We start from the raw sequence: 25,084 nt of genomic DNA on the forward strand, positions 1-25,084 counted from the left end.
AGGCGCCGGGCAGGGCTTCGGCAGTCGATCCGGATGATCGTGGTGTTCCGCGGAACCGCGTCACGTGCCCGGTGCCTGGTTCCCGGCCGTGGCGCCACAGCTGGGGATCATGGTGTTCCGCGGAACCGCGTGCTGCCGCCGGATCATGACCATGGTCCCAGATCTCGACTGGATGACGCGGTCCGAACCGGGGCGGGCCGGGTCGCGGTGCGTTGTGCACGGTCTGAGCCTGCGGATCGTACGCATCGCACCGCAATGCGCTTCCCGCGCACCGCAATCGGCTGATGCCAGCGGCCGCTCGTGGTCCGAGGTGCGGCGGCGGGGCGGCCAGGTTCAGGTCAAGCGGCGGGGGAGGGGGTCGGGCGGGGGGCGGCGGGGCGTAGGCACAGGGCGAAGGCGGCGAGCAGGCACAGGCACATGCCGATGCCCAGGGGCAGCGCGCTGGTGGAGCCGAAGGCGCCGACGATCGGTCCGATCAGTCCGCCGAGGGCGAACTGGGTCAGGCCGAGCAGGCCCGAGGCCGTGCCCGAGCTGTCGGGTCGGGTGCGCATCGCCTCCGCCGAGGCGATCGGCATGCAGGCGCCGATCGAGGCCACGGTGAGGAACAGCGTGCCGACGACGGCGGGCCCGCTGCCGGCGAGCGCGGCCAGCGTGATCCCCGCCGCCGCCGCCGCCGCGGCCGGCAGGGTGATCCGCAGGGCCCGGATCGTTCCGCGCCGGCCGGCGAGCGCCGCGCCGAGCTGACCGCCGGCCATGAACCCGACCGCGTTCGCGGCGAACAGGACGCCGAACACCGTCTGCGAGACCCCGTAGGCGTCGGAGAGCACGAACGACGACGACGACACGTACGAGAACATCGCCCCGTAGGCGAGCCCGACGACGAGCGACGGGGCGAGGAAGGCGCCGTCGGTGGCGAGCGCGGCGTAGGTCCGGGCCGTCGAGGCCGGGCGCAGGCGCGTTCGGCGCGCCGGGGGCAGCGTCTCCCGGAGCGAGCCCACGCTCAGTGCGGCGAACAACGCGCCGAGTGCGGCGAGCACCACGAAGATGCCGCGCCAGTCGGTGACCACGAGCAGGGCGCTGCCGAGGTTCGGGGCGATGATCGGAGTCAGGCCACTGACCAGCGCCATCCTCGCGAAGAGGCGGACCAGGCGCTGACCGTCGGCGACATCCCGGATCACCGCCCGGGCGATCGTCATGCCGAAGGCGGCGAACATCCCCTGGGCGAAGCGCAGGCCGGCGAGCATCGGCACCGTCCAGGCCGCCGCGCACACCGCCGAGGTCGCGCAGTACAGCGCCATCGCCACGAGCAGGGGGCGGCGCCGCCCGTAGGCGTCGGACAGCGGGCCGGCCACCACCTGGCCGACGGCGATTCCGACGACGCACGCCGTCATCGTCAACTGCACCGAGGACTGGGACGTGNCCAGGTCGTCGGCCATCCGCGGCAGGCCGGGCAGGTGCACGCTCATCGAGAACGGGCCGAGACCGGTCATCGCCCCGAGCAGCACCATCGTCGTGATCGTGATCCGGCCCCGGTCGGCGTCCGACTGACCGGCGTCCGACTGACCGGCGTCCGGTTGATCGACCGCCGGTTGATCGACCTCTGACTGATCGACGATGCCGGCCGAGGTAACGGGCACCGTCTGGGTCACGCCACGTCTGCCTGAGGTGAGGCCGACCGTCGCTGCGCCGGCTGGGCCGGTCCGTGGGGTGCGTTCGTCGGTCCCGGCGCGGCGGGACCGGGTCCGGTCACCGAGGACAGGGCGACCCGGTCGCCGCGGAAGTGGGTGTAGCTGACCTCGCGGGGACGGCCGGTGCCGTCGCGGACGAGCACCTCCCGCAGCAGGACGGGGCTGCCTGCGTCGACGCCGAGCAGGCGGGCCGTGCGCTCCTCGCACGGCACCGCCTCGACCACCGCCTCGGCGGTGCCCAGCGGCGCGCCGAACAGCCGCTCGAACAGGGCCTCGTAGCGGGGCGGGCGCCGGTCGATCGCCACCACTTCGGCGAAGTACCGCTCCGGCTCGACGATCATGGGGACGTAGCCGGTGCGCACGCACAGCGGCTGGCCGTCGAGGCGGAAGAGCTGCTCGGTCATGAGGATGTCGGCATCGNTGATCTCCAGCCGGTCCCGCAGGCCGTCGGTGGCGGGCACCGCGCAGTGCGCCAGCTCCTCGATCTGGAGCCGTTGCCACTCCTGGGACTCGCTGATCTCGCGGGGAAGCACCTCGCCGGCGGGGATCTGCCAGATGCCGTGGCTGACGCTGGTGCCGCGGCGGGGGGCCCGGCTGAGCAGCCCCTCGTCGGCAAGCATCGACAGCGCGCGGCGCACCGAGTTGCGGGTGATGCCCAGCGCGTCGATGAGGCGGCCCTCCGCCAGCGCGTCCGGCTCCAGCTCGCCCGAGCGCAGGCTGGCACGGATCAGCTCGTAGGCCCGGNGCGGGGAGGCGTGCAGCGGGCGGGTCTCGGCACGCTCGCGACGGGCCCGGNCGAACTCGACCCGGCACTTCTCGATCTCGGCGAACCTGTCGGGCGCAACCATGCTTGGCACCGTCCCTCTCTGCGGTGGAGATCCCCGGGTGGTCCTGTGCTCCCGGCGATGGGGCGGGGCGCACCGGCCGTCCGGTGCGCGGCGTCCACCCTTTCCCCGGGGGNGATGCCGCGCGCCTCGCGCTCCGCGCGGGCAGGCACACTCCGTATCCATCTCCCGGGAGCTCGCCGCCCGATCCGCCGGACGTGCGACCTTCCCTCCGATACGCACTGTCCACTGTATACGAAGCTCCGGACTGTGCCGAGAGCGGGCGGCGCGTCTGGTGAGCTGGGNCACTCGAAACGTGCCTGTCACATGCACTTTTCACGCCGGGTAGTTGCACCCAACCTTGGGTTGCCNAGTATTTGGTATACAGTAGCCGAGCGACGGNGAGGGAGCGTCTGTGAGCCTCGTCGATGAACCCAACCTCCTGCCCACGGTCNGACCACCCATCGTCACGGTCGCCTTTGATCACATCGTGCTCGCGGTGGCGGATCCGGAGCGGTCCGTGCGGTGGTGGGTGGAGAAGTTCGGCATGAGGACCCACCGGTTGGAGCAGTGGCGCGAGGGCCGGGCGCCGTTCCCGTCGGTGGAGGTCGCGCCGGGCGTGATCATCGATCTCGACGCCCGCACCCCGCGGTCCGGGCCGGGTCGCAACGTCAACCACTTCTGCCTGGTGATCGAGCCGTGCGATCTCGCCGAGCTCGCCGCCTCCGGCACCTTCGACGTCGTCGGCGGCCCGTTCCACCGCTACGGCGCGTACGGCAACAGCGATCTGCTCTACATCCGCGACCCCGACGGCAACGTCGTCGAGCTGCGCCACTACGGACCCTCCCAGCTGGACGGCCCGTGCTGACAGCCGACCCCTGGCCCGGCGACGTCGTCGGCCTGGTCGAGGAGTTCCGGGCCGGCCGGCGCAGCCCGGCGCAGGAGCTCGCCGCCGTGCTCGGCGCGGTCGAGCGGTCCGGGCTGGGCGCCGTCTGCCACGTCGACGCCGAGGCGGCGGGCGCCGCCGCCCGCGACGTCGACCTCGACCTTCCGCTCGCCGGGGTGCCGTTCGCCGTCAAGGAGCTGGAGCAGGTCGCGGGCTGGCCCCGGGCCGACGCGTCGGTACCGCTGCGGCACCGCCGGTCGGCGCGTACCTCCACCCAGGTCCAGCGGCTGGTCGCGGCCGGCGCGATCCCGGTGTTCCAGACTCCGTCGAGCGAGCTGGCCCGCGGCGACGACACGGTGAGCCGCCTGCACGGCGTCACCCGCAACCCGTGGCGCCCGGACGCCTCGGCCGGCGGCTCCTCCGGCGGCAGCGCGGCGGCGGTCGCGGGCGGCCTGGTCACCCTGGCGACGGCCACCGACGGCGGCGGCTCGACCCGCCAGCCCGCGGCCTTCTGCGGCCTTCCCGGGCTCAAGACCACCTGGCGGATCACGCCCGGCGGTCCGGAACCGGTGATCGAGCCGCTGACCGTCGTGACCACGGTGCTGACCCGCTCGGTGCGCGACCTCGCCCGCGTCCTCGACCTCACGGTCGGCTTCGACCCGCGCGACCCCTACAGCGCGCCCGGCCCCGTCGGGGGGCGGCGGTTCGTCGCGGGGCTCGGTGCGGTGCCCACCCGGGGGCTGCGCATCGCGTGGATGCCGGGGCTCGGCGGCGCGCGGCCCGAACCGGGCGTGCTCGCCGCGGTCGGGGACACGTTCGCGGAGCTGGTCGCCGCGGCCGGACTGTGCCAGGTCGCGCCGCCCGAGGTGAGCTTCCCGGCCGGCGCGGCGAGCTTCGCGGGCATCGCGGCGTTGCGGCTCTACCGCTGGCTGGCCCCGCACTGGCCGGCGAGCGCCGACGAGCTGACCGACGACATCGCCTCGGCCATGCGGGCCGTCACGCTGCTCGACCCCACGGTGCTGGCCGGCCTCGACGACTACCGGATCGCCGTGATCGAGGCGGTCGCCGCGCTGTTCGAGGCCGTCGACCTGGTCGCCTGCCCGACGGTGGCCACCGAGGCGTTCCCCGCCGGCGACTCCGCGCCGCGGCCGCCGGGCCCGCTGGCCATCGCGAACGTCAGCGGCTGCCCGGCGATCTCGATCCCGGCCGGGTCCGGCCCGACCGGGCTGCCCGTCGGCCTGCAGGTGTTCGCGCCGCACCACCGGGACGCGCTGCTCATCGAGCTCGCCGCCGCCGTGGAGCGGGTCCGCCCCTGGCCGTTGGTGGCCCCGGGAGCCCCGCGATGAGCGACGCCGGGATGACGGGTGCCGCCGGCCGCCGGGATCAGACGGTGCTAGGCCGCGCCGCCGGTGGCCGCCGCGACGCCGGCGCGGGTGTCCTCGTACCGGCTGGCGGCGCCGCGGATGTGCGAGCGCATCTCCGCCTCGGCCCAGTCGGCGTCGCCGGCGCGGATCGCGTCGAGGATGCGCCGGTGCTCGTCCCACGCGCCGCCGGAGCGGCGCTGCACGCCGGTGGAGAACAGCAGCTGAAGGCGGTTCTGCAGGTCGCGCAGGACCTCGACCAGCGCGCCGTTGCCACTGCCCCGGGCGAGCAGGTCGTGGAAGCGGGTGTTGAGCATCGGCAGGCGCTCGAACTCGCCCGCCGCGGCCGCCTCGGAACCGGTGGCGACGATCTCCGCCAGCTCGGCGAGGACCGCCGGGTCCACCCCGCGGGCGGCGGCCCGGCGCACCGCCGTGACCTCCAGCGCCGCGCGGACCTCGATGAGGTCGTGCGCCTCCTCGGCGCTGATGACGGTGACGACCACGCCGCGGCGCGGGGTCACCTCGACCAGGCCCTCCGACTCCAGCGCCCGGATGGCCTCCCGGACCGGGTTGCGCGACACGCCGAGCTCCTCGGCGAGCCGGTCCTCGATGACCCGGCTGCCCTGGGTGATGCGGCCGTCGAGGATGCGCTGCCGGAGCTCGTCGGNGACGAGCTCGCGCAGGGGCCGGTGGGCGGCTCCGAGCGTCTTCATGCTGTTGACCACCGCCGCAGTTCTCAGTTTGTGGACAGTATACGGGGCGGGGTGCCGCTCGCATCCCGGCCCAGCCCCGGCGTTGCCGGGGCTGGGAGGCCGCGCCCTGGATGCCCGGACGCCGCGCCCGTGTCTCTCGACTTGTATACATCATACGATGCATCCACGGATGCCTGGAGGTACCGGTGCTCGCCGGAATCAACTTCTTTCCCACCGTCTCTCCGGCGGAGAAGCCGGCCGTCCAGTTCTTCGACGAGTGTCTGGAACTGAGCGTCCTGGCGGATCGACTCGGATACCACTCCGTGAAGATCGTGGAACACTATTTCTACCCGTACGGGGGATACAGCCCGGACCCGGTGACCTTCCTGGCCGCGGTGGCGACCCGGACGGAGCGGGTCCGCCTCGTCACCGGCGCGAACGTGCCCGCCTTCAACCATCCGATCAAACTGGCCGGGCAGCTCGCCATGCTCGACAACATCTGCCACGGCCGGCTCGACGTCGGATTCGCCCGNGCGTTCCTGCCCGGCGAGTTCGAGGCGTTCGAGATCAGCATGGACTCCAGCCGAGCGCNCCATCAGGAGGGCATCGCCGCGATTCTGCGGCTGTGGCAGGAGGAGGAGGTCGTCTGGGACGGCACCTTCCACCGTTTCGGCCCGGTGACCATGCTCCCGCGGGTTTACCAGCAGCCCACGCCGCCGGTCTTCATCGCCGCGACCTCGACGCCGGAGAGTTTCGTCTGGGCCGGCAGCCAGGGTTTCAACCTGATGTTCATCCCGTTCACGTCGACGAACGAGAAGGTCGCCGAACTGCTGGCGCTGTATCGCGGCGCGNGGCTGGCGGCGGGATACGCCCCGGGCTCGGAGCGGATCCAGATGGGCATCCACTGTTTCGTCGACGACGACGGGGACCGGGCGCGCCGGGAGGCCGCGGAGTACTACTCCGACTACGTCGAGAAGATGGTCCACACCTGGGAGGCGTACATGACCGCCCGGCCGGAGCAGTATGCCGGCTACGCGGACATGATCGCCGGCATGCGCAAGAAGTCCCTGGCGACCCTGGAGGAGAACGCCCAGGTGTACGTGGGCACGCCGGGACAGGTGCGCGAGCAGGTCGCCGCGACGTTCGAGGTCTTCGGCGCCGTCGAACCGTCCATGCAGATCAACTTTGCCGCGATGCCCTTCGCCGACGCGCGCCGGACGATGGAACTGTTCGCCGCCGAGGTCATGCCGGCCTTCCCCGAGCCCTCCGCCGCGTAGCCCGCGCCGCCCGCGCCGCCCCCGGCGCCCGCGCCGCCCCCGGCGCCCGCGCCGCCCCCGGCGCCCGCGCCGCCCCCGGCGCCCGCGCCGCCCGGGGGTGTCCCGGGCGCCCACCAGCCCCAGCACTTCCACCCCGAGCAAGGGAGACGTCATGCGTCTGTCGACCGTCCGCCGCCCGGACGGCACCACCGCCGCCGGCCGGATCGAAGGCGACACGATCGTGCTGCTGGACCATCCGTGCGTGGGCACGCTCATCGCGTCCGGTCTCGACTGGCGCACGGCCGCGGCCGGCGGCGGCGGCGAGGTGCTTCCGCTCGACGGCGCCGATCTGGCGCCGCTCGTCCCCGCCCCGCCGAAAATCATCTGCATGGGTCTGAACTACGCGACCCATCTGAAGGAGATGGGGCGGACGCCGCCGACGCATCCGACGCTGTTCGCGAAGTACACCCGCGCGCTGATCGGGCCGACCGACGACATTCTGGTGCCGCCGGTGACCGAAGCCGTCGACTGGGAGGGGGAGCTCGCCTTCGTCATCGGGACGACGGTGCGTTTCGCCGACGAGGCGGCGGCCCGCGAGGCGATCGCCGGATACACCATCATGAACGACGTCACCATGCGCGACTGGCAGTTCCGGACGCTGCAGTTCCTGCAGGGGAAGTCGTTCGAGGGGTCGACCCCGCTCGGGCCCGCGCTGGTCACCCCGGACGAGCTGGACAATCCTGCCGACCTGGCGCTGCGTACCCTCGTCAACGGCGAGGTGATGCAGAAGTCGCGGACCTCCGACCTGCTGTTCCCGCCGGTGGAGATCGTGCGTTACGTCAGCCAGTTCATCACCCTGGAGCCCGGCGACGTGCTCACCACCGGAACGCCGGGTGGCGTCGGCCACGGCCGGAATCCGAAGGTTTATCTCGCCGACGGCGACGTGGTGACCGTGGATGTCGAGGGACTCGGCGTCGTGCGCAACACCGTGCGATTCGCCTGATTCCCGGGTTGGCCGCACCCAGGCGCCGTCCGGCTGATCGGCGATAGGTGTGCGATGACGCAGGATGCGCGATCCGATGCGCATGGTGACACCATTCGGTGGCCATCTCGCAGGTCGGTCAGGAAACGCAGACTTTGNTGAACCGAAATCGGGTCGAACGGTAACCGAAACACCTGCTCCGCACACTGATATAGATCAATCCGGCCGGCGCGCCAAAACCACTTGAAGGTGCATCGTGCTCATTCCGAACCAGGCCGCCGACGGCGGCACCCTCACCACCCTGTTCCGGCGGGCGCTCGCCGGGTGCCAGGTGCAGCCCGGCGAGACCGTCGCGGTGCTGTCCAACGCCCAGTCGCCACCCGCGTACATCGAGGCCACCGCCGCCGCGGCGGCGACCCTCGGCGCGAAGGTCTTCACCGTCGGCCTGCCGTCCATCCAGCGCGCCGCCGGCACCGTGCCCGGCGTCGGCGAGGTCTACGGGCTGACCGGTCTGACCGACCTCGGGCCGCTCGTCGAGGCGCTCAAGGGGGTCGACATGGTCGTCGATCTGTCCGTCCTGCTGCACTCCGCCGAGCAGGAGGCCATCCTGGCCGCCGGCACGCGGATGTTGATGATCACCGAGCCGCCGGAGATCCTGGAACGGATGTTCCCGACCGACGAGCTGCGCCGGCGGGTCCAGGCCAGCGCGAAACTGCTCGGCGCGGCGAGCGAGATCCTCATCCGCTCCGACGCCGGCACCGACATCACGATGAAGCTCGGCCAGTTCGGCGCGGGCGGCGGCTGGGGCTTCACCTCGGGCCCCGGGACCCACGCCCACCTGGGTTCCGGCCTCGCCGCGATCTACCCGAACGACGGTGGCGCGAACGGCCGCTGGGTCATCGACGCCGGGGACATCATCTTCCCGTTCAAGACGTACGTGCAGTCGCCGATCACCGTGGACGTGGTCGACGGGTTCATCGTCGCCATCACCGGGCCCGGTGCGGACGCCGAGCTGTACCGCGACTACCTGGAGTCCTGGGGCGACCCGGAGGGCTTCGCGATGTCGCACATCGGCTGGGGCTGCAACGACCGGGCCCGCTGGAACGCGCTCGCCCTGCTCGACCGTTCCGCCACCCAGGGTATGGACGGCCGCTGCTACGCCGGCAACGTGCTGTTCTCCACCGGCCCGAACAACGAGGCGGGCGGCAGCCGGTTCACCCTCGCCCACTCCGACGTGCCGGTGCGCCGGTGCAGCGTGTGGCTCGACGGTCGGCAGATCCTCGACCACGGCCGGTTCGTCGTCGACGAGCTCGCCTTCGACGACGGCTTCGCCCGGCTCGACCCGGCCGGCGCCTCGCTGGTGGGTGCGTCATGAAGCCGCTGCTCGGGCCGCTGTCCTGGAACCTCGTCTACGTCGACGACCTGGCCGCCATGCGGGAGTTCTANGAGAACGTCCTCGGCCTGCCGCTGCGNCACGCCACGAAGTACTTCGCGGCGTACAACACCGGCGGCTGCACGCTGGAGCTCATGGCGCNCAAGGACAACGGCCCCGACGCGGAGAACCTGCGCCGCGGCTGGGACCGCAACCGCGTCCTGATGTCGTTCAAGGTCGAGAAGATGGACGAGGTCATCGCCGAGCTGGGCCGCCGCGGCGCGAAGCTGCTGCACGGCCCGGCGCCGANGGTGAACGAGGACGGCCAGGAGCCCGACGGCCGGGTCGCCCAGTTCGCCGACCCCGAGGGCAACATCTTCGAGCTCTGCGACGAGCCCGTCTTCTACTGAGACCGACCCGGCCCCGCCCCGACTCCCCGCCGCCAACCGCGCCGCGCCGCGCCCGCCTTCTGCTTGTCCGGAGCCCCCCGCGTCCGATTTATCCCTCTGGATATGCAGGGGGCCGGCCGGCAGGGCGAGCGGCGGGGCGGGGCGGGGAGGGGTGGGCTGATCCGTGAACGAGGTGATGATGACGTGAGCATCAGCGTGCCCGAGCACACCAGCTCGGGGATGGAGGTCGCGAACCGGCTCGTGGCCGAGACGCGCGACCAGGTCGACCAGGCCGAGGCTCCGCCGCGCCGGGCCCGACCGTGGCAGCGCTACCTGGAGGCCGACCTCGGCCTGCGGGAGTACTGGTACCCGGCGGCNCACTCCGGCGAGCTCGCCGAGGGCGGCACGCACAAGGTGAAGATGCTCGGCGAGGAGGTGCTGCTCGTCCGCAAGAACGGCAAACTGTATGCCGTCGAGGANCGCTGCGCCCACCGCGGCACCCGCTTCTCCGAGCGGCCGCTGGTGCTCTCCGAGGACACGATCACGTGCTGGTACCACACGTGGACGTTCGATCTGGAGGACGGCGACCTGCGCTGCATCCTCAACGAGCCGGGCACGGCGCTGGCCGGCAGGACCGGGGTCCGCGCCTACCCGATCACCGAGGCCAAGGGCCTGATCTTCGTCTACGTCGGCGACGCCGAGCCGCCGCCGCTGGAGGCCGACGTCCCGGCGAGCTTCCTCGCCGACGACATCGTCATGCACTACGCCGAGCCGAACGTCATCCGGGCGAACTGGCGACTGGCGCTGGAGAACTCGTTCGATCCCGGCCACCACTTCATCCACAACTGGTCGCAGTACGTGATCGAATCCGGTTTTCCGATGACGTTCGGCTACGTCGCCAAGCCGGGCGAGGAGGCGGGCGAGGTCAAGTACGTCGTCGACACCACCGGGCCCAAGGGCTTCTCCCGCTGCACGCGGACGACCGAGCTGATCTTCTCCGCCGTCATCCCGGGCAAGGACGNCCGGCCGGACACCACCTACACCGCCCCGGCGGNGGTCGGCCGCTCGCACCAGGAACTGGTCGACGCGTTCATGGCGATGCCGCCGATCGACGTGGGCATCTGGCTGCCGTCCTGCAACGAGACGGTCAACTTCCCGAGCGACATGGTCACCTACGACTGGCTCGTACCGATCGACGAGAACACCACCCGCAGCTTCATGATCGGCGGGCGGGTGTGCGCGACGGAGCAGGAGGCCGCCGACTGGCGCGGCGAGGTCGGCCGGGTCGAGTGGCGGGAGCCGGCCGTCGAGAAGTTCCTCGTCGACGACAACGCCGCGCGCGAGAGCATGCAGACCTTCTACGAGACCGAGAACGGCTGGGACCGGGAGCGCCTCTACCGCCCCGACCTCGAGATCACCATGTTCCGGAAGTTCTTCAGCGAGCACGCGCGGGCGATCCAGACGCCCGACAAGCTCGTCGCGCCGCGCAGCCGGCGCAACCCCACCCGGGGACGGACCCGATGAGCGAGGAGCCCGCGGCCGGGGTGGCGCTGCCGCTGGACGCGGTGAGCGCCGAACCGCCCGGCGCCGACGGCGGCGCCGAGGTGACCGGGGTGTCCGCGCCGGTCCCGGCGTCGAGCCCGGCGCCGCTGCCGGGTTCGCCGCTGGCCGGACGGATCGCGCTGATCACCGGCGGCACGCAGGGTATCGGGCTCGGCGTGGCCGAGGCGTTCCTCGCCGCCGGGGCGAGGGTCGCCGTCGTCGGGCGGGACAAGGCGAAGATGGACGCGGTCGTCGAGTCGCTGGCGCCGCTTGGCGAGATCATCGGCATCCAGGCCGACGTGACCGTCGTCGCCGAGGCGGCCCGGATCGTCTCCGCGACCGTCGACCACTTCGGTGGGCTCGACATCCTCGCCACCGTCGCGGGCGTCTTCGAGGGCGCCCCGCTGCTGGACGCGACCGAGGCCGACTACGACCTCCAGTTCGACCTCAACGTCAAGGGCACGTACTTCTGCGCCCAGGCGGCAGCGCGCCACCTCGTCGACCAGGGCCGACGCGGGAAGATCATCACCGTCGGCTCGGTGGCCGGGCTGCGGGCGTTCCCCGGGGTGTCGGTGTACGGGGCGACGAAGGCGGCCGTCGGCTTCCTCACCCAGGTGCTCGCGGGCGAGCTCGCGCCGCACGGCATCAACGTCAACTGCGTGGTGCCCGGCAGCATCGACATGCCGACGAACAAGCTGCTCTCCCCGCCGGGCGCCGCCGAGGCCTCGGCCGCGGGCACCCCGGCGCGGCGCAACGGCCTGCCCGTCGACGTCGCGGCCGCCGCCGTGTACCTCGCCTCCGACAGCGCCGACTTCGTCCACGGCACCTCGCTGGTCGTGGACGGCGGCGTGGCCGCCGTGGGGTGACCGGCCGGGCGGGGGCGCGCCGCCGGCCTCGGGCTCGTGCGCTCCCGCCACCAACGTTGCACCGTCAGCGGGGCACCGACCGGGCAGGAGAGTCCGATGGCGTTGGGATCGATCAGNTGGAACCTGGTGTGGGCGCACGACATCGGCCCGATGACCGCCTGGTACCGCGACGGGCTGGGGCTGCGGCTGATGACGTCGACGGTGCAGTCCGCGGTGTTCGACACCGGGCCGTGCATCCTCGTGCTCATCGGCCGTCACGACAACGGACCGGCGAGCAACCCGCCGGTCAGCGGGTGGGAGCGTAACCAGGTCCTGTTCACCTTCAGCGTCACCGACATGGACGCCACCCTCGCCGAGCTCGCCGGGCGCGGGGTCACCCCGGTGCACGTCGCCCCGGTCGTCATCGACGGCGACGACGCCCCGAGGTGGCGCGTCNCCCAGCTCATGGACCCCGAGGGGAACATCGTCGAACTGTGCGACGAGCCGGTGCGCTGGTTCGCGGGCGTCGATGCCTGAGACCCTCGAGATGCCCGAAGGGGGTTTCCTCGGCGAGCTGACGGAGCTGCGGGCGCGCTTCGCCCGGTCCGGGATGGTGCGCCGCATCGGCTGGGGGGAGCGCCCGGCGGTCGTCGTCGTCGACCTGATCCGGGGATTCACCGATCCGGCCTGCCCGCTCGGGGGAGAGNTCGGCGAGGTGGTCGAGGCCACGGGTGCGCTGCTGGTGGCCGCCCGCGCGGCGGGGGTGCCGGTCTTCTGGGCGATGGTGCGCTACCGCCCGGACATGGGCGACGCGGGGGTCTGGCCGGCCAAGATCCCCGCGCAGCGCCTGCTCGTCGAGGGCGGTCCCTGGGTGGAACTCGACGAGCGGCTCGACGCCCGGCCGCAGGACGACCGGGTTGTGAAGAAGCACGCGTCGGCCTTTCTCGGCACCGACCTCGACGTCCGGCTGCGCCGGCTCGGCGTGGACACGGTGCTGGTCGCCGGCGCGACGACCAGCGGCTGNGTGCGGGCGAGCGTGGTGGACGCCTGCGGGCTGGGGTTCCGGCCGATCGTCGTGCGGGAGGCGGTCGGCGACCGGGCGCCGCTCGTGCACGAGGTGAGCCTGTTCGACCTGGACGCCAAGTACGCCGACGTCGAGGACCTCGCCACCGTCGTCGCCCGGCTGGCGGGGGAGCCGCGGTGAGCGTCCACCCGAGCTGCCTCGACGTGGCGACCGCCTGCCGGGTGCTCGCGGCGGATGGTCAGGACCACTTCTGCTTCGGGCATGTCAGCGTCCGGATGCCGCACGGCGGGCTCCTGGTCAAGACGGCGGGGCCGTCCCTGGCCCGGGTGGGGCCGGGGCACGTCGCCGAGGTCGGCCCCGACGGCACGGCGCGCACCCCCGGGCTGCGCCTGCACGAGGAGACCGCGCTGCACCGGGCGGTCTACGCGCACCGCGACGACGTGGGCGCCGTCGTGCACACCCACCCGCTGGCCGCGCAGACGGCGACGCTCTTCCCGCCGATGAGCGGCGGCATCCTCAGCCAGGACGAGGTCCCGTTCGCCGCCGGGGTCGCCTGGTACGACGACGCCGACCTCGTCGCCGACGCCGGACGCGGGCGGGCCTTCGCCCGCTGCCTGGGGCCCGATCGGGCGGCGTTGCTGCGCGCGCACGGGCTGGTCACGGTGGGCCGCGACGTCGTGGAGGCCACCGCGCTCGCCCTGTTGCTGCACCGGGCGCTGGCCGTCCGGCTGGCGGCGATGGCGGTGGGCCGGCCCCGCCCGATCGACCCGGTCACGGTGGCGCGACTGTCGGCGGCCTTCGAGGCCGGTCATGCCGGGCGGATGGCGGCGATCTGGGCGGATGCCGTCGCCGCGCTGGATCTGCCCTGGTCGGCCGCCCTCGGCCCGGGCGGGTTGCGTCCGGTCCAGCCGGGGGACGACGCCGCCGGCCGTGGTCGGTACGGGCGGGTCGACGGCGTGGCGGAGACACGATCGTGACGACCTGGACGCACCCGACCAGCCTCCCCGAGGCGCTGGCCGCCCTCGCCGAGCCCGGTGCGGCGGCCGCGGCCGGGTGCACCCGGCTGGCCTTCGACCTCGCCGACCCCCGGCGCCGGCCGACCCGCCTGGTGTCGCTGCGCGGCCTGCCCGACCTCGCCGGGATCACCGCCGGCACCGCCGCCGAGTGGTCCGAGCGCACCGCCGGCACCGCCGCCGAGTGGTCCGAGTGCACCACCGGGAGACCGGTCGGGGGGACCGCCGGCACCACCGCCGAGTGGTCCGGCGGGGGGACTGCCGGCGGGGGTCTGGTGCTCGGGGCGATGGCCACCCACGGGCAGGTCGCCGCGCACCCCGCCGTCCGGGCCACGCTGCCGGTCCTCGCCGAGGCGTTCGCCCGGGTGGGCAACGTGCGGGTGCGGGGGGTGGCCACCGTGGGCGGTGTGCTGGCGGGTGCGGGCTACGCCTGGGATCCTCCGACCGTGCTACTCGCGCTCGGCGCCAGAGTCCGCATCGCCCGACCGGGCGGGGCGGTCCGGGTCGTCCCGCTCGACGAGTTCTACCCGGCCCCCGGCACGACCGTCCTGCGGCCCGGTGAGCTGATCACCGCGGTCGAGGTGGACGCGCCCCCGACCGGCACGGTCGGGCGATACCAGCCGTTCAGGACCCGGTCGGTGGAGGACACCACCTGCCTGGGGGTCGCGGTGACGATGCGGGTCGTCGACGGGGTCTGCGNGGGCGCCCGGATCGCGATCGGCAGCGGGACCCCGGTGCCCGTGGGGTTCGGCGACATCGATGCCGAACTCGTCGGCCGGGCCCCGGACGCCGCGCGCATCCGCGCCGTCGCGGACGCCTACGCCGACGCCGTCGTCTGCGTCGACGATCTCAAGGCCAGCGCCGCCTACCGCGCCGAGATGGTCCGCGTCTGGGTTCGCCGGACCCTCGCCGCCGCCCTCGCCGAGGCGGCCGCGACCCCGGCCGGGACGGCGGGCTGATGCTCGACGCGAGGGTGAAGGTGACCGGCCGGCTGCAGATGGTCGGCGATCTCGCCGGCGCCGACGTCGGCCCGGGGCTGCTGCACGCCCGGCTGCTGACGTCGACCGAGCCGCACGCCCTGATCCGGGTCGACACCGCCCAGGCGCGCCAGACGCCCGGCGTCGCGGCGGTCTTCTCCGGGGTCGAGCTGGAGGCCGCCCTCGGCCGGCCCGCGCGGTTCGGCCCGATCCTGCGGGACCAGCCGCCGCTGGCCGTGGACCGGGTCCGCTACGCCGGCGAGCCGATCGCGGTGGCGCTCGCCGCCGACCCTGATGCCGCCGACGCGGCGCTCACCCGGGTCCGGACGACCTACCGGCCGCTGCCGGTGGTCACCGAGGCGCGCACGGCGATGGCGGCCACCGCCGACGCGGTGCTGCACCCGCGGGACGCGGCGGCGTCCGAGGCCTTCCCCGACCTGCGCCTGCGCCGGCGTCCCGGCAGCAACCTGGTCAACCACTTCGTCATCCGCTCCGGCGACGCCGACGCGGCGATGGCCCGCGCGGAGCATGTGTTCGTCGACCGGTTCACCACCCCCGCGATGCACCATGCGGCGCTGGAGACGCATGTCGCCGTCGCCGTGCCCAGTGCCGAGCGGATGGTGGTGTGGGCCACCAGCCAGACGCCCTACAAGCTGCGGGTCCAGCTGGCGGAGATGCTCGGTGTCGCCCTCGACCGGGTCCAGGTGCGGGTGCTGCATCTGGGCGGGGCGTTCGGTTCGAAGTGCTACGCCAAGATCGAGCCGCTGGCGGCCTGCCTCGCCCGGATCACCGACCGTCCGGTGCGGGTCTGCCTGGACCGGGCGCAGGCGTTCACCACGGTGACCCGGCACGCGACCGAGAGCCTGCTGGTGACGGGGGTGCGCGGCGACGGCCGGATCACCGCCCGCCGGGTGACCGCCTGGTTCGATGCGGGGGCGTACGCCGACATCAGCCCTCGGGTGATCAAGAACGGGGCCTACGGCTACGGCGGCCCCTACGACGTCGCCGACATGTCCGTCGACGTCTACGCGGTCTACACGAACCGCCCGCCCGCCGGGGCGTTCCGCGGCTACGCCTCGCCGCAGGCCNCGTTCGCCTACGAGGCCCAGATGGAGCTGATCGCCCGCCGGCTCGGGCTGGACCCGGTGGCCCTGCGCCGGCGCAACCTGCTGCGTGACGGGTCCCGCAACGTCACCGGCGAACTGATGACGGACTGCCACTACGACGAGCTGCTCGACGCCGCGATCCGCGGGCCCGGCCCGGACGGGGGAGGGGCCGAGCGGAACGGGCCAGACGGGGGCGGGCCAGACGGGGGCGGGGCGCGAAGGGCCCGCGGGCGGGGGGTCGCGGTCACGGTGAAGGGAACGAACACGCCGTCGGTGTCGCAGGCGGCGGTGGCGCTCAACCGGGACGGCAGCGTCCACGTGCTGACGAGCACCGTCGAGATGGGCCAGGGTGCGCATCTCGCCCTCGCGCGACTCGCCGCCGAGGCGCTGGGGATCGACGCCGCCCTCGTGTCGGTCAGCCTGCCCGACACCGACGTCACCCCCTATGACCAGCAGACCAGCTCCAGCCGTTCGACGATCGCGATGGGCGCCGCGGTGCAGGACGCCTGCCGGGCCCTGCTCGACCGGCTCGCCGACCTCGCCGCCGAGCACTGCGGGGTGCCCCGGCAGGCGGCCCGGGCGGGGGATGGCGAGGTGCGGGCCGGCGCCGCCCGGTTCGGCTACGGCGAGCTGGTCACCGCCGTGCGGGCCGGGCAGCTTCGGTGCGAGGGGTCCTACGCCTCGTTGGGCAGCCTCGACCACGACACCGGGCAGGGCGTCGCGTCGTCCCGCTGGCACCAGGCGACGGGGACCGCCGAGGTCGAAGTCGACCTGGACACCGGCCAGGTCCGGGTGCTGAGCTACCACGCCGCGGTCTGGGCGGGCCGGGTCGTCAACCCGGTGGAGGCCCAGATGCAGGTCGAGGGCGCGGTCCTGCTCGGCCTCGGCTCCGTGCTCGGTGAGGAACTGCGTCTCGCCGACGGCCGTCAGGTGACCCGGGACCTGCTCGACTACCGCCTGCCCGCGCTCACCGACACGCCGCGGATCACCGTGGAGCTGCTCGGCCGGCCCACCGACCCGATCTACGGGCTGGGGGAGACCGCGGTTCCCCCGGTGGCGCCGGCCGTCGCCGCCGCGGTCGCCGACGCCACCGGCGTCGTCGTCACCGACCTGCCGTTGCGCCCCGAGCGCGTGCTCGCCGCGCTGCGCACCCCCGCCGCGGACCAGGCCCCCGCCGCCCACCCGATCCGGGCCGGGGATCAGGTCCGGACCGCTGTCGCGGCCGCGGGGCGCGCCGTCCGCAGGATCCCCGGCACTGAGGAGGCCCCATGACCCCGGACGACCGGCACACGCTCCCCCTGGAGGTCAACGGGGACGTGGTGGAGGTGTCCGTGCGGGGCCATCACACCCTGCTTGACGTGCTGCGCCGGGAGCTGGATCTGTACGGCGCCCGGCCGGGCTGCACGGCCGGGGTCTGCGGGTCGTGCACGGTCCTGCTCGACGGCGCGCCGGTCAGCTCCTGCCTGCTGCCCGTGGAGCAGGTCGGCACGCGGGCCGTGCGCACGATCGAGGATCTGGCCCGCGACGGACAGCTGCACCCGGTGCAGCAGGCGTTCATCGACCACACCGCGTTCCAGTGCTCCTACTGCACGCCCGGGTTCATCCTGACGGCGGTGGCGCTGCTGGCCGCCGAGCCGGACGCCGACCGCGAACGCATCCGCACCGTGCTCGCCGGCAATCTGTGCCGGTGCGGCAGCTACGTCAAGATCCTCGAGGCGGTCCTGGACGCCCGCGACCGGCTGAACGGCCACCCGCCCGCCGTCTCGCCGCCGCAGGCCGGGTCTGAGACCAAGTCCCGGAACAAGGCCCAGGCCCAGGCCAGGGCCCAGGCGGAGGCCGAGGCCGTGGTGCAGGGGCGGCCCGAGGTCGAGGGTTGGCGGTGAGGGCAGCCGGTCGGCGGGTGCCGGCCAGCGACGGCCCGGACCGGGTCACCGGCCGCTTCCCGTACGCGATCGACCTGACCCCGTCGGGCTGCCTGCACGCGGCGCTGGTGCGCAGCCCGCATGCGCACGCCACCCTGCGCGCCGTCGACGTCGCCGCGGCCCGTCGCCAGCGCGGCGTCGTCGCCGTCGTCACCGGCGCCGACCTGGAGAAGTGGGCGATGTCCGCGGACGCGCCGTACCCGTTCTTCGGGCCGGTGCTGCCGGACCGGCCGGTGCTCGCGATCGGCCGGGTCCGCTTCGCCGGCGAGCCGGTGGCGGCCGTGATCGCCCGCGACCTGGACACGGCCCGCCAGGCCGCCGCCGCCATCCGGGTCGACTACGACCCGCTGCCCGCGGTGTTCACCCCGGACGCCGCGATGGCCCCCGGCGCGCCCCGGCTGCACGACCACGTGCCGACCCGCGACGTCATGACCTTCCCCGACCTCGTCCTGCACACCGAGGACGGCGGCAACGTCTGCAACCACTTCCGGCTGCGCCGCGGCGACGCCGACGCCGCCCTCGCCGCCGCCGACCACGTGCTCGCGCACGAGTTCCGCACCCCGCAGCAGCAGCACGTGCCGCTCGAACCGCACGTGACGGTCGCGACGGTGCGCGGCGGGGCGGCCGACATCTGGACGTCGGCGGCGTCGCCGTTCACGGTGCGCTCGCAGGTCGCCGAGACGCTGCGGCTGCCGGAGAGCCGGGTGCGGGTGCGCATCCTCAACGTCGGCGGAGCGTACGGGGCGAAGACCTACCCGCGGCTGGAACCGCTGGTCGCGGTGCTCGCCTGGGTCGCCGACGGCCGCCCGGTGCGCGTCGAGCTGACCCGGGCGGAGGAGTTCGCCACCGTCGCCCGGCACAGCTCGCTGGTCCGCATCCGCACGGGGTTCACCGGCGACGGCACCCTGCTCGCCCGCCGGGTGGAGATCCTCTGGGGCGCCGGCGCCTATGCCGACATCTCCCCGCGCACGATCAAGAACGGTGGCTACAGCGCCGCCGGGCCCTACCGCATCCCGAACGTGTCGATCGACTCCTACGCCGTCTACACGAACACCACTCCGGCCGGCGGGTTCCGCGGCTACGCCATCCCTCAGGTGGCCTGGGCGTACGAGAACCACACCGACCTGATCGCCGAGCATCTCGGCCTCGACCCGGTCGAGCTGCGCCGGCGCACCCTGCTGACTCCCGGCGACGCGTTCGCCACCGGCCAGCCGATCGAGGACTTCCACCTCATCGACCTGCTGGGCACCGTCACCCGGCGGATCGGCTGGGACGCCGGCCCCGCCGGCACCCGCCGTCGCGAGATCTCTCCCGGGATCGTCCGCGGGCGCGGGGTCGCGACCATTCTCAAGACGACGGTGACCCCGTCGACGTCCACCGTGGCCCTGAAGCTGGACGAACAGGCGAACCTCACGGTGATCTGCTCGACGGTGGAGATCGGCCAGGGTGCCCGCACCGTGCTGGCCCAGATCGCCGCGGACGCCACCGGCGTCGCGCTGGACCGGGTGCACGTCACCTACCCGGACTCGGCGACGACCGCCTGGGACCAGACGACCAGTTCGTCGAGGTCGACGCTGATGATGGGCGTCGCGGTCGAGCGGGCCGGAGCCGCCCTGCGCGCCCGGCTCGCCGCACTGGCCGCGCCGCTGCTGGGCGTCACCGAGGACGCCGTCGAGGTGCGCGCCGGCCGGGTACGGGCGGTGACGAACCCGGCAGCCGTGCCCGCCGAGGACGCCGAGGACGCCGTGCCCGCCGTGCCCGCCGAGGACGCCGAGGACGCCGTGCCCGCCGGTGTCGCCGTGCCCGCCGGTGTCGCTGCGGCGGCCGGCGGCGTCGTCCCGGCCGGCGGGCTCGACTACCGCGAGGTGCTCGACCGGGCGAAGGTCGGCGGCCTGACCGTCTCCGAGGTGCATGCCAGCGACGGCGGGCTCGACCCGGACACCGGCCAGGGCGTCGTCACCCCGCACTTCTTCCACGCGGCGGCCGGTGCCGAGGTCGAGGTCGACCTGGAGACCGGCGCCGTGCGCGTCGTGGACCTGCACGTGGAGAGCTACGCCGGGCGGGTCATCCACCCGACGTTCGCCGAGCTGCAGTGCGAGGGCAATGTGGCGTTCGGGGTCGGTCAGGCCCTGTCCGAGGCGATGCGCTGGGGCGGCGAGACCGGTGCCCTGCTCACCGACAGCCTGCTCGACTACCGCATCCCGTCGGTCCGGGACCTGCCGGACACCTTCAGCGTCGGGATGACCGAGGATCCGGCCGGCCCCGAGGGGGCGCGCATCCACGGCCTCGGCGAGACCGGCTCCCCGGCGGTGCCCGCCGCGATCGGCAACGCGGTCGCCGAGGCGCTCGGCCGCCACGTCCACGAGCTGCCCCTGCATCCCGAACGGGTGTGGATGACCGTCAGGGACGCCGCGCCGCCGCACGCCGGCGGCGAGACGGGACCGGCGCGGTGAAATGGCGGTGGCCAAGGAGCTCGGCCACCGCGGGATCACGGTGAACGCCGTACTCCCCGGGCTCGTCGAGACCGACGGCGTCACCGCCCACGACCGGCAGCGTTTCGACCAGGTGGCCGCGATGACCCCCGCGGGCCGCAACGGCCGGCCCGACGACATCGCCGACGTGGTCGCATTCCTGGCCAGCGACGCCGCCCGCTGGGTCACCGGCCAGGCCATCGCAGCCACCGGCGGCCTGTCCTTCTGACCCGCACCCCTTCTGACCTGCGCACCCCTTCGGGCCTGCCTCCTGGCGCCTCGCCGTCGCGCTCACCCGCCGCGGGCCGGTGACACCATCGGCGGATGGATCCTCGTGCACCGGGCCGGCCCGGCATGCTGATCGGCCGGGCGGGCGCGCTGGCGAGGGCGCAGGCGCTTCTGGCGGCGGGCGGGCGCGTCCTGCTCGGGATCGCCGGGCCGCCGGGCGCGGGGAAGAGTTCCCTCGCCGACTGGCTCGTCACGCAGCTCGACGCCCGCCACGGCACGAGCCCGAGGCTCGTCGCGCAGGCGCCGATGGACGGCTTCCACCTGCCGAACGCCACGCTCGCCCGGCTCGGTCTCGCCGATCGCAAGGGCGCCCCGGAGACGTTCGACGCCGCGGGCTACGCGTCCCTGCTGGCCCGACTGCGTGNCGGCGGGCCGCGGGAGGTGGACGCGCCGTCGTTCAGCCGTGTTCACGACGCGCCGGTCCCGGGAGCGCACCGGATTCCGCCCACCGTGCGGTTGGTGATCTGCGAGGGGAACTATCTGCTGCTGGGCGCCGGAGCATGGGCGCAGGTGCGAGCATGCTGCGACGAGACCTGGTTTCTCCAGGTCGACGAGGAGATCGCCCGGACCCGTCTGATCGCCCGGCACACTGCCGGCGGGCGCAGCGGACCGGCCGCCCGACAATGGGTCGAGCAGAACGATCTCGCCAATCTGCACCTGGTGGACGCGACGGCGCCGCGCGCCGACTACCTGGTCCGGCTGCCCCCGGACACGCCGCCGCTCGCCCGCTGAGCCGACAGGCAGGGCGCCCGCCGCCGGGCCGCCAGTCCGCCCTCCGGCCAGATCACGGCCATGGGACCAGAGGACTCATTCGGCCCGTGCCGCGCCTCGGGTCAGCCAGGAGCGCGTGCCGAAGCTCGTCACCGACCGGGCGGCGACCCGCGACNCCGCGGCCAGTGCCTCCACCAGCGCATCGGTGGTGAGCCGGGGCAGGCCCGCGATCGACCAGGCGAACGCCCCGTGGAACACGTCGCCGGCGCCGAGCGTGTCCACCGCCTGGACCGCCGGGGGCCGGACCTCCCCGCGGACCTGTCCGTGCGCCCACCGGATCGGGCCGGGACCGCGCGTCACCGCGGCGAAGGAGCATCCGTGCGCCAGCAGGTAACCCAGCACGCCGTCCGGGTCGTCGGCGCCGACGCCCGGCGGCCGGAAGGCCGACCCGCACAGCGCGACGTCGACGTGGGGGAGCAGCCGCTCGGTCCCCGGCTTCCAGGAACCGCCGTCGAACACCACGGGAGGCCATCCGGCCGAGGTCGCCGTCCCGGCCGGGGTTGCTGTCTCGNCCGTGGTTGCTGTCTCGGTCGGGGGCGCCGTCCCGGGCGGCCGCGTCGAGGCCCTGGGGGCCGCCGGTTCGGGCGTGGCCGTCGACATCGTCGGCAGCAGTCGGCGGGCTGCCAGGATGCTGACGGCGGCGTCGGGTTGGTGGCCGTCGACGAGGACGACATCCGCTCCGGCGAGCAGAGTCCGCGCGGCGTCCGCGGTGACCGGCGCGGCGACCGGCAGCGCGCCGTGCGCCGACACCACCGCCCGTTCCCCGGCCGCGTTGACCAGGATCGCCGAGATCGGCAGGACCGGCTCGCCCGGCCGCAGGTCGTGATGCCGGATGCCGAGCGAGGCGAGATCCGCCCGCGCCGCCGCGGCCAGCGGACCGGAACCGACCGCGCTGACGAGCGTCGCCCGGCCGCCGAGGTGGGCGAAGGCCACGGCCGCGCCCGTCGCCGGACCGCCCGCGGCGACCACGAGATCGTCGGCGACGATCTTCTCGTCGGGCCCGGGTGGGTGTCGGACCCGGTAGATCGTGTCCAGGGTGGTGAGTCCGACGAACAGCCCCGCCGGCCGCTCCATCGCCCCGAGCGGTGGGGCCTGAGCCCCGAGCGCTGCGGCCTGCGCCCCGCCAGCCTGCTTCGCCACGCGCCCCTCCCGTCATCGGCCCGGAACCGTTCTGAATGACGCCGGGCCGGAATCGGTGCCTCCGTCCNAGTATTCGCTCAACTGCGTTTCGGCNCAAAGAGGTCACCCTGCCGAGTCGCCGCTAATATACGTCTATAGCGGCTTAACGTTCATCGGGAGGGAAACATCGTTGTCGCTTTTCGGGTTCTCCTTGTCGTAGCGGTAAAAGATTGATGTCGTTTTTCTCCGTACTCTTCTTAAATTGGTCCGCCTTAGTTAGACAGGCGGCGTGTCTGGACGAGTGGCGCGCCGCTGGGGCGCATGTGTGGTGTTGCTGACTGTCACCGGTGTGGCCGGGGGCGTGACGTACTGGCCGGCCGGCGAGGCGCCCGGGTCGGCGGGGCTCGGCGGTCCGACGGCCGCTCGCGCGCCCGCCGCGGTTTCGGCCCCGGCGTCGGCCGGGCCGGCACCGGCCCTCGAGATCATCCGCCCGGCGAAGGCGCGACGCGGCGGGCAGGTCGCGGGGACGGTGCCTGCTGCCTCGGCGGTGCCCCTCGCCTCGGCGGTGCCCCTCGCCTCGGCGGTGCCCTCGGCGTCGGCGGCGGCGGCGGACGGTGCGGTCGTGACGGGGCGGGCCGGCGGTCTCGCCGGGGTCGAACCGATCGCGGCGGTGAGCGGTGCCGCGTCCAGCGGCCTGGCGGCGCGGTTCCGGAGCTACCTTGCGGGCCGGCCGGGGCACGTCAGCGTCGCCATGTACGACGCGGTCGCCGGCACCACGGCCGTTTACACCGACCCCGCGGTCGCCGGTTACGAGACGGCGAGTTCGGTCAAGCTCGACATCCTCACGGCGCTCGTGCGACGGGCGGGCGCGTCGGGTCGGCTCACGGCCCGCGAGCAGGCCCTCGCCCGGCGGATGATCTCGGTCAGCGACAACGCGGCGGCGAGTGCCCTGTGGGCCGACGTCGGCGGCGCGCCCGCAATGAACGCCTTCTTCGCCCGTCTCGGCATGCACGCGACGACGGCGGGCCCGGGCGGCAGGTGGGGGCTGACCCGGACCACCGGGGCCGACCAGCTCGCGGTGCTGCGCGCGATCGCCTACCCGGGCACCCTGTCGGCCGCCGGGCGGGCCACGGTGAGCGGCCTGCTGAGGACCGTGATCCCGGCGCAGCGGTGGGGCCTGACCGGCGGCGTGCCGACGGGGGTCATGGTGGAGCTGAAGAACGGCTGGCTGCCCCGTACCAGCGGTTGGGTGATCACGAGCCTGGCGCATGTCCACGGCGCCGGACGCGACTACATCATGGCCGTCTACACGAAGAACGGGCCGAGTATGCAGTCCGGCGTCACCACGGTGCAGGGTCTGTCCGCGCTGGCCTGGAAGGCGGCGAGAAGCTCGACGGCCGCCGGGTAGCNGCGTCCGGTCCGCGCCGCGGCGCGTCCCCCGTCGCGGCCGTCGTCCCCCGTCGCGTGCTCTGGACCGGGAGCTGTACCTCGGCCCGCGACGGGGGTGCGTGGGTGCTGCTGATGTCGGGGTCGCCGCAGCGGCGGGATCAGCCGCTGAAGCGGGCGACGGCGCGCATCTTGTTCATCGCGTCGAGTGCCGCGACCTTGTAGGACTCGGCCAGCGTCGGGTAGTTGAAGACGCTGTCGACCAGGTAGTCGATGGTGCCGTTGCACCCCATCACCGTCTGCCCGATGTGGATCAGCTCGGTGGCGCCGGTGCCGAACACGTGCACCCCCAGCAGGCTCCGGTCCTCGGGGCTGACCAGCAGCTTCAGCATCCCGTAGGAGTCGCCCAGGATCGCGCCGCGGGCCAGCTCCCGGTACCGGGCGATGCCCACCTCGAACGGGATCGCGAGCTCGGTGAGCTCGTCCTCGGTCCGTCCGACGTAGGAGATCTCCGGGATCGTGTAGATCCCGATCGGCATGAGCTCCGCCCGCATCGCGTTGACGTTCTCGCCGCACGCGGCGTAGGCGGCCAACCGGCCCTGCTCCATCGAGGTCGCGGCGAGCGCCGGGAAGCCGATGACGTCGCCGACGGCGTAGATGTGCTCGACCTCGGTGCGGAAGTCGGAGCCGACCTTGATCCGGCCGCGGTTGTCCGCGGACAGGCCCGCCGCCGGCAGGTTGAGGATGTCGGTGAGTCCCTGCCGTCCCGCCGAGTACATCACCGTGTCCGCGGGCAGCTTCTTGCCGCTCTCCAGCAGGGTGAGCGTCCCGCCGTTGTGCCGCTCGACGGACACCACCGACTCGCGGAAGCGGAACGTCACCGCCAGGTCCCGCAACTGGTACTTCAGGGCCTCGACGATCTCGACGTCACAGAAGTCCAGCATGCGGTCCCGCCGCTCGACGACCGTCACCTTGGTGCCGAGGGCGGCGAACATCGAGGCGTACTCGATGCCGATCACCCCGGCGCCGACGACGACCATCGACCGCGGCAGCCGTTCGAGGGCCAGGATCTGGTCGCTGTCCACCACCGTCCGGCCGTCGAAGTCGACCGTGTCCGGCCGCGCGGGCCGGGTGCCGGTGGCGATGATGATCCGTTCGGCCTGGACCCGC

Annotated in this window: 21 protein-coding genes and 15 pseudogenes; 27 read left to right on the forward strand and 9 right to left on the reverse strand. The window is 73.7% G+C overall.

The annotated features are described in order from the left end of the window. Positions 1-338: 338 nt before the first annotated feature. The 4 genes and pseudogenes from UK94_RS08790 to UK94_RS45000 all read right to left on the reverse strand — a co-directional run. On the reverse strand, positions 339-1,419 hold a 1,081-nt coding region (locus UK94_RS08790), incomplete at its 5' end, for a Bcr/CflA family efflux MFS transporter (protein WP_235487097.1). Between the two features lies 1 nt (position 1,420). Continuing rightward, positions 1,421-1,508 (reverse strand): annotated as a pseudogene (locus UK94_RS73180) (hypothetical protein); the annotation flags it as partial. A 137-nt stretch (positions 1,509-1,645) separates the two neighbouring features. Next, on the reverse strand, positions 1,646-2,108 hold a 463-nt coding region (locus tag UK94_RS44995; RefSeq protein ID WP_235487100.1), incomplete at its 5' end, for a UTRA domain-containing protein. Between the two features lies 1 nt (position 2,109). Further along, positions 2,110-2,419, reverse strand: a pseudogene (locus UK94_RS45000) (GntR family transcriptional regulator); the annotation flags it as partial. A gap of 583 nt (positions 2,420-3,002) precedes the next feature. Here UK94_RS45000 and UK94_RS08800 point away from each other — a divergent pair. Next, positions 3,003-3,380 carry a VOC family protein gene (locus UK94_RS08800; RefSeq protein ID WP_268761260.1) on the forward strand — a complete coding sequence of 126 codons (378 nt, stop codon included), beginning with the start codon at positions 3,003-3,005 and terminating at the stop codon, positions 3,378-3,380. Next, positions 3,374-4,744, forward strand: a complete 1,371-nt coding sequence (locus UK94_RS08805) for an amidase (protein WP_055749408.1) — start codon at positions 3,374-3,376, stop codon at positions 4,742-4,744. Before UK94_RS08800 ends, UK94_RS08805 begins: the two co-directional genes overlap by 7 nt. 47 nt (positions 4,745-4,791) lie before the next feature. Here UK94_RS08805 and UK94_RS08810 read toward each other — a convergent pair. Continuing rightward, on the reverse strand, positions 4,792-5,426 hold a 635-nt coding region (locus tag UK94_RS08810; protein ID WP_268761253.1), incomplete at its 5' end, for a GntR family transcriptional regulator. Positions 5,427-5,582: 156 nt separating this feature from the next. Between UK94_RS08810 and UK94_RS45005 the strand changes: the two genes are divergently transcribed. The 24 genes and pseudogenes from UK94_RS45005 to UK94_RS45080 form a co-directional block, all read left to right on the forward strand. Then, a partial coding sequence (locus UK94_RS45005; protein WP_235487101.1) for an LLM class flavin-dependent oxidoreductase occupies positions 5,583-5,983 on the forward strand: 401 nt, incomplete at its 3' end. Position 5,984: 1 nt separating this feature from the next. Further along, a pseudogene (locus UK94_RS45010) lies at positions 5,985-6,042 on the forward strand (hypothetical protein); the annotation flags it as partial. A gap of 1 nt (position 6,043) precedes the next feature. Further along, positions 6,044-6,302 (forward strand): annotated as a pseudogene (locus UK94_RS45015) (LLM class flavin-dependent oxidoreductase); the annotation flags it as partial. Between the two features lies 1 nt (position 6,303). Then, positions 6,304-6,728: pseudogene (locus UK94_RS45020) on the forward strand (flavin-dependent oxidoreductase); the annotation flags it as partial. A 151-nt stretch (positions 6,729-6,879) separates the two neighbouring features. Then, positions 6,880-7,710 carry a fumarylacetoacetate hydrolase family protein gene (locus UK94_RS08820; RefSeq protein WP_011607220.1) on the forward strand — a complete coding sequence of 277 codons (831 nt, stop codon included), beginning with the start codon at positions 6,880-6,882 and terminating at the stop codon, positions 7,708-7,710. A gap of 235 nt (positions 7,711-7,945) precedes the next feature. Next, the gene (locus UK94_RS08825) at positions 7,946-9,064 is read left to right on the forward strand and encodes a hypothetical protein (RefSeq protein ID WP_011607219.1); all 1,119 of its coding nucleotides are present in this window, start codon (positions 7,946-7,948) and stop codon (positions 9,062-9,064) included. Between the two features lie 764 nt (positions 9,065-9,828). After that, a pseudogene (locus UK94_RS73185) lies at positions 9,829-9,929 on the forward strand (hypothetical protein); the annotation flags it as partial. Position 9,930: 1 nt separating this feature from the next. Next, a pseudogene (locus UK94_RS45030) lies at positions 9,931-10,471 on the forward strand (Rieske 2Fe-2S domain-containing protein); the annotation flags it as partial. Positions 10,472-10,548: 77 nt separating this feature from the next. After that, entirely contained in the window at positions 10,549-10,974 is a 426-nt protein-coding gene (locus tag UK94_RS45040; protein WP_235487157.1) for a hypothetical protein, read from the forward strand. Further along, positions 10,971-11,858 carry an SDR family oxidoreductase gene (locus UK94_RS08840; RefSeq protein WP_055749411.1) on the forward strand — a complete coding sequence of 296 codons (888 nt, stop codon included), beginning with the start codon at positions 10,971-10,973 and terminating at the stop codon, positions 11,856-11,858. Before UK94_RS45040 ends, UK94_RS08840 begins: the two co-directional genes overlap by 4 nt. Before the next feature lie 126 nt (positions 11,859-11,984). Next, positions 11,985-12,293: VOC family protein (locus UK94_RS45045; RefSeq protein WP_268761261.1), on the forward strand; the 309-nt coding region annotated here is incomplete at its 3' end. A gap of 154 nt (positions 12,294-12,447) precedes the next feature. After that, positions 12,448-12,543, forward strand: a pseudogene (locus UK94_RS73190) (carbamoylsarcosine amidase); the annotation flags it as partial. Position 12,544: 1 nt separating this feature from the next. After that, a pseudogene (locus tag UK94_RS45050) lies at positions 12,545-12,860 on the forward strand (isochorismatase family protein); the annotation flags it as partial. Between the two features lies 1 nt (position 12,861). Beyond that, positions 12,862-13,041 (forward strand): hypothetical protein, encoded by a 180-nt coding sequence (locus UK94_RS45055; RefSeq protein WP_235487103.1) that lies wholly within the window; start codon positions 12,862-12,864, stop codon positions 13,039-13,041. Continuing rightward, positions 13,038-13,838 carry a class II aldolase/adducin family protein gene (locus UK94_RS08855; RefSeq protein ID WP_011607213.1) on the forward strand — a complete coding sequence of 267 codons (801 nt, stop codon included), beginning with the start codon at positions 13,038-13,040 and terminating at the stop codon, positions 13,836-13,838. Before UK94_RS45055 ends, UK94_RS08855 begins: the two co-directional genes overlap by 4 nt. Positions 13,839-13,969: 131 nt before the next feature. After that, positions 13,970-14,573: FAD binding domain-containing protein (locus UK94_RS08860; RefSeq protein ID WP_313949468.1), on the forward strand; the 604-nt coding region annotated here is incomplete at its 3' end. A 1-nt stretch (position 14,574) separates the two neighbouring features. Further along, a pseudogene (locus UK94_RS45060) lies at positions 14,575-14,833 on the forward strand (carbon monoxide dehydrogenase); the annotation flags it as partial. Continuing rightward, the coding region (locus UK94_RS45065; RefSeq protein ID WP_235487107.1) for a xanthine dehydrogenase family protein at positions 14,833-15,939 on the forward strand (1,107 nt) is incomplete at its 3' end. The pseudogene UK94_RS45060 and the gene UK94_RS45065, both read left to right, overlap by 1 nt. A gap of 1 nt (position 15,940) precedes the next feature. Beyond that, positions 15,941-17,229: pseudogene (locus UK94_RS45070) on the forward strand (molybdopterin cofactor-binding domain-containing protein); the annotation flags it as partial. Next, the gene (locus UK94_RS08870; protein ID WP_011607210.1) at positions 17,226-17,840 is read left to right on the forward strand and encodes a (2Fe-2S)-binding protein; all 615 of its coding nucleotides are present in this window, start codon (positions 17,226-17,228) and stop codon (positions 17,838-17,840) included. The pseudogene UK94_RS45070 and the gene UK94_RS08870, both read left to right, overlap by 4 nt. Next, positions 17,837-20,332 carry a xanthine dehydrogenase family protein molybdopterin-binding subunit gene (locus UK94_RS08875; RefSeq protein ID WP_235487110.1) on the forward strand — a complete coding sequence of 832 codons (2,496 nt, stop codon included), beginning with the start codon at positions 17,837-17,839 and terminating at the stop codon, positions 20,330-20,332. The genes UK94_RS08870 and UK94_RS08875 overlap by 4 nt, the downstream gene beginning before the upstream one ends. A 7-nt stretch (positions 20,333-20,339) precedes the next feature. Continuing rightward, the gene (locus tag UK94_RS08880; protein ID WP_308203089.1) at positions 20,340-20,579 is read left to right on the forward strand and encodes an SDR family oxidoreductase; all 240 of its coding nucleotides are present in this window, start codon (positions 20,340-20,342) and stop codon (positions 20,577-20,579) included. Between the two features lie 125 nt (positions 20,580-20,704). Continuing rightward, positions 20,705-21,002, forward strand: a pseudogene (locus UK94_RS45075) (nucleoside/nucleotide kinase family protein); the annotation flags it as partial. 1 nt (position 21,003) lies between these two features. Further along, a pseudogene (locus tag UK94_RS45080) lies at positions 21,004-21,370 on the forward strand (nucleoside/nucleotide kinase family protein); the annotation flags it as partial. Between the two features lie 75 nt (positions 21,371-21,445). Here the strand turns inward: UK94_RS45080 and UK94_RS73195 are convergent. From UK94_RS73195 to UK94_RS45090, 3 genes and pseudogenes are all read right to left on the reverse strand, one after another. Then, on the reverse strand, positions 21,446-21,524 hold a 79-nt coding region (locus tag UK94_RS73195), incomplete at its 5' end, for a hypothetical protein (protein WP_268761262.1). Position 21,525: 1 nt separating this feature from the next. Then, positions 21,526-21,871, reverse strand: a pseudogene (locus UK94_RS73200) (PfkB family carbohydrate kinase); the annotation flags it as partial. Between the two features lie 50 nt (positions 21,872-21,921). Then, positions 21,922-22,483 (reverse strand): annotated as a pseudogene (locus UK94_RS45090) (PfkB family carbohydrate kinase); the annotation flags it as partial. A 373-nt stretch (positions 22,484-22,856) separates the two neighbouring features. Here UK94_RS45090 and UK94_RS08895 point away from each other — a divergent pair. Continuing rightward, on the forward strand, positions 22,857-23,936 hold the full coding sequence (locus tag UK94_RS08895) for a serine hydrolase (protein ID WP_235487112.1): 1,080 nt from the start codon (positions 22,857-22,859) through the stop codon (positions 23,934-23,936). A gap of 139 nt (positions 23,937-24,075) precedes the next feature. On the opposite strand, the gene sthA is transcribed toward UK94_RS08895, so the two are convergent. After that, positions 24,076-25,084: Si-specific NAD(P)(+) transhydrogenase (gene sthA / locus UK94_RS08900; protein WP_235487114.1), on the reverse strand; the 1,009-nt coding region annotated here is incomplete at its 5' end.

The organism is Frankia sp. AvcI1 (assembly GCF_001420875.1).
GTDB lineage: Bacteria > Actinomycetota > Actinomycetes > Frankiales > Frankiaceae > Frankia > Frankia alni.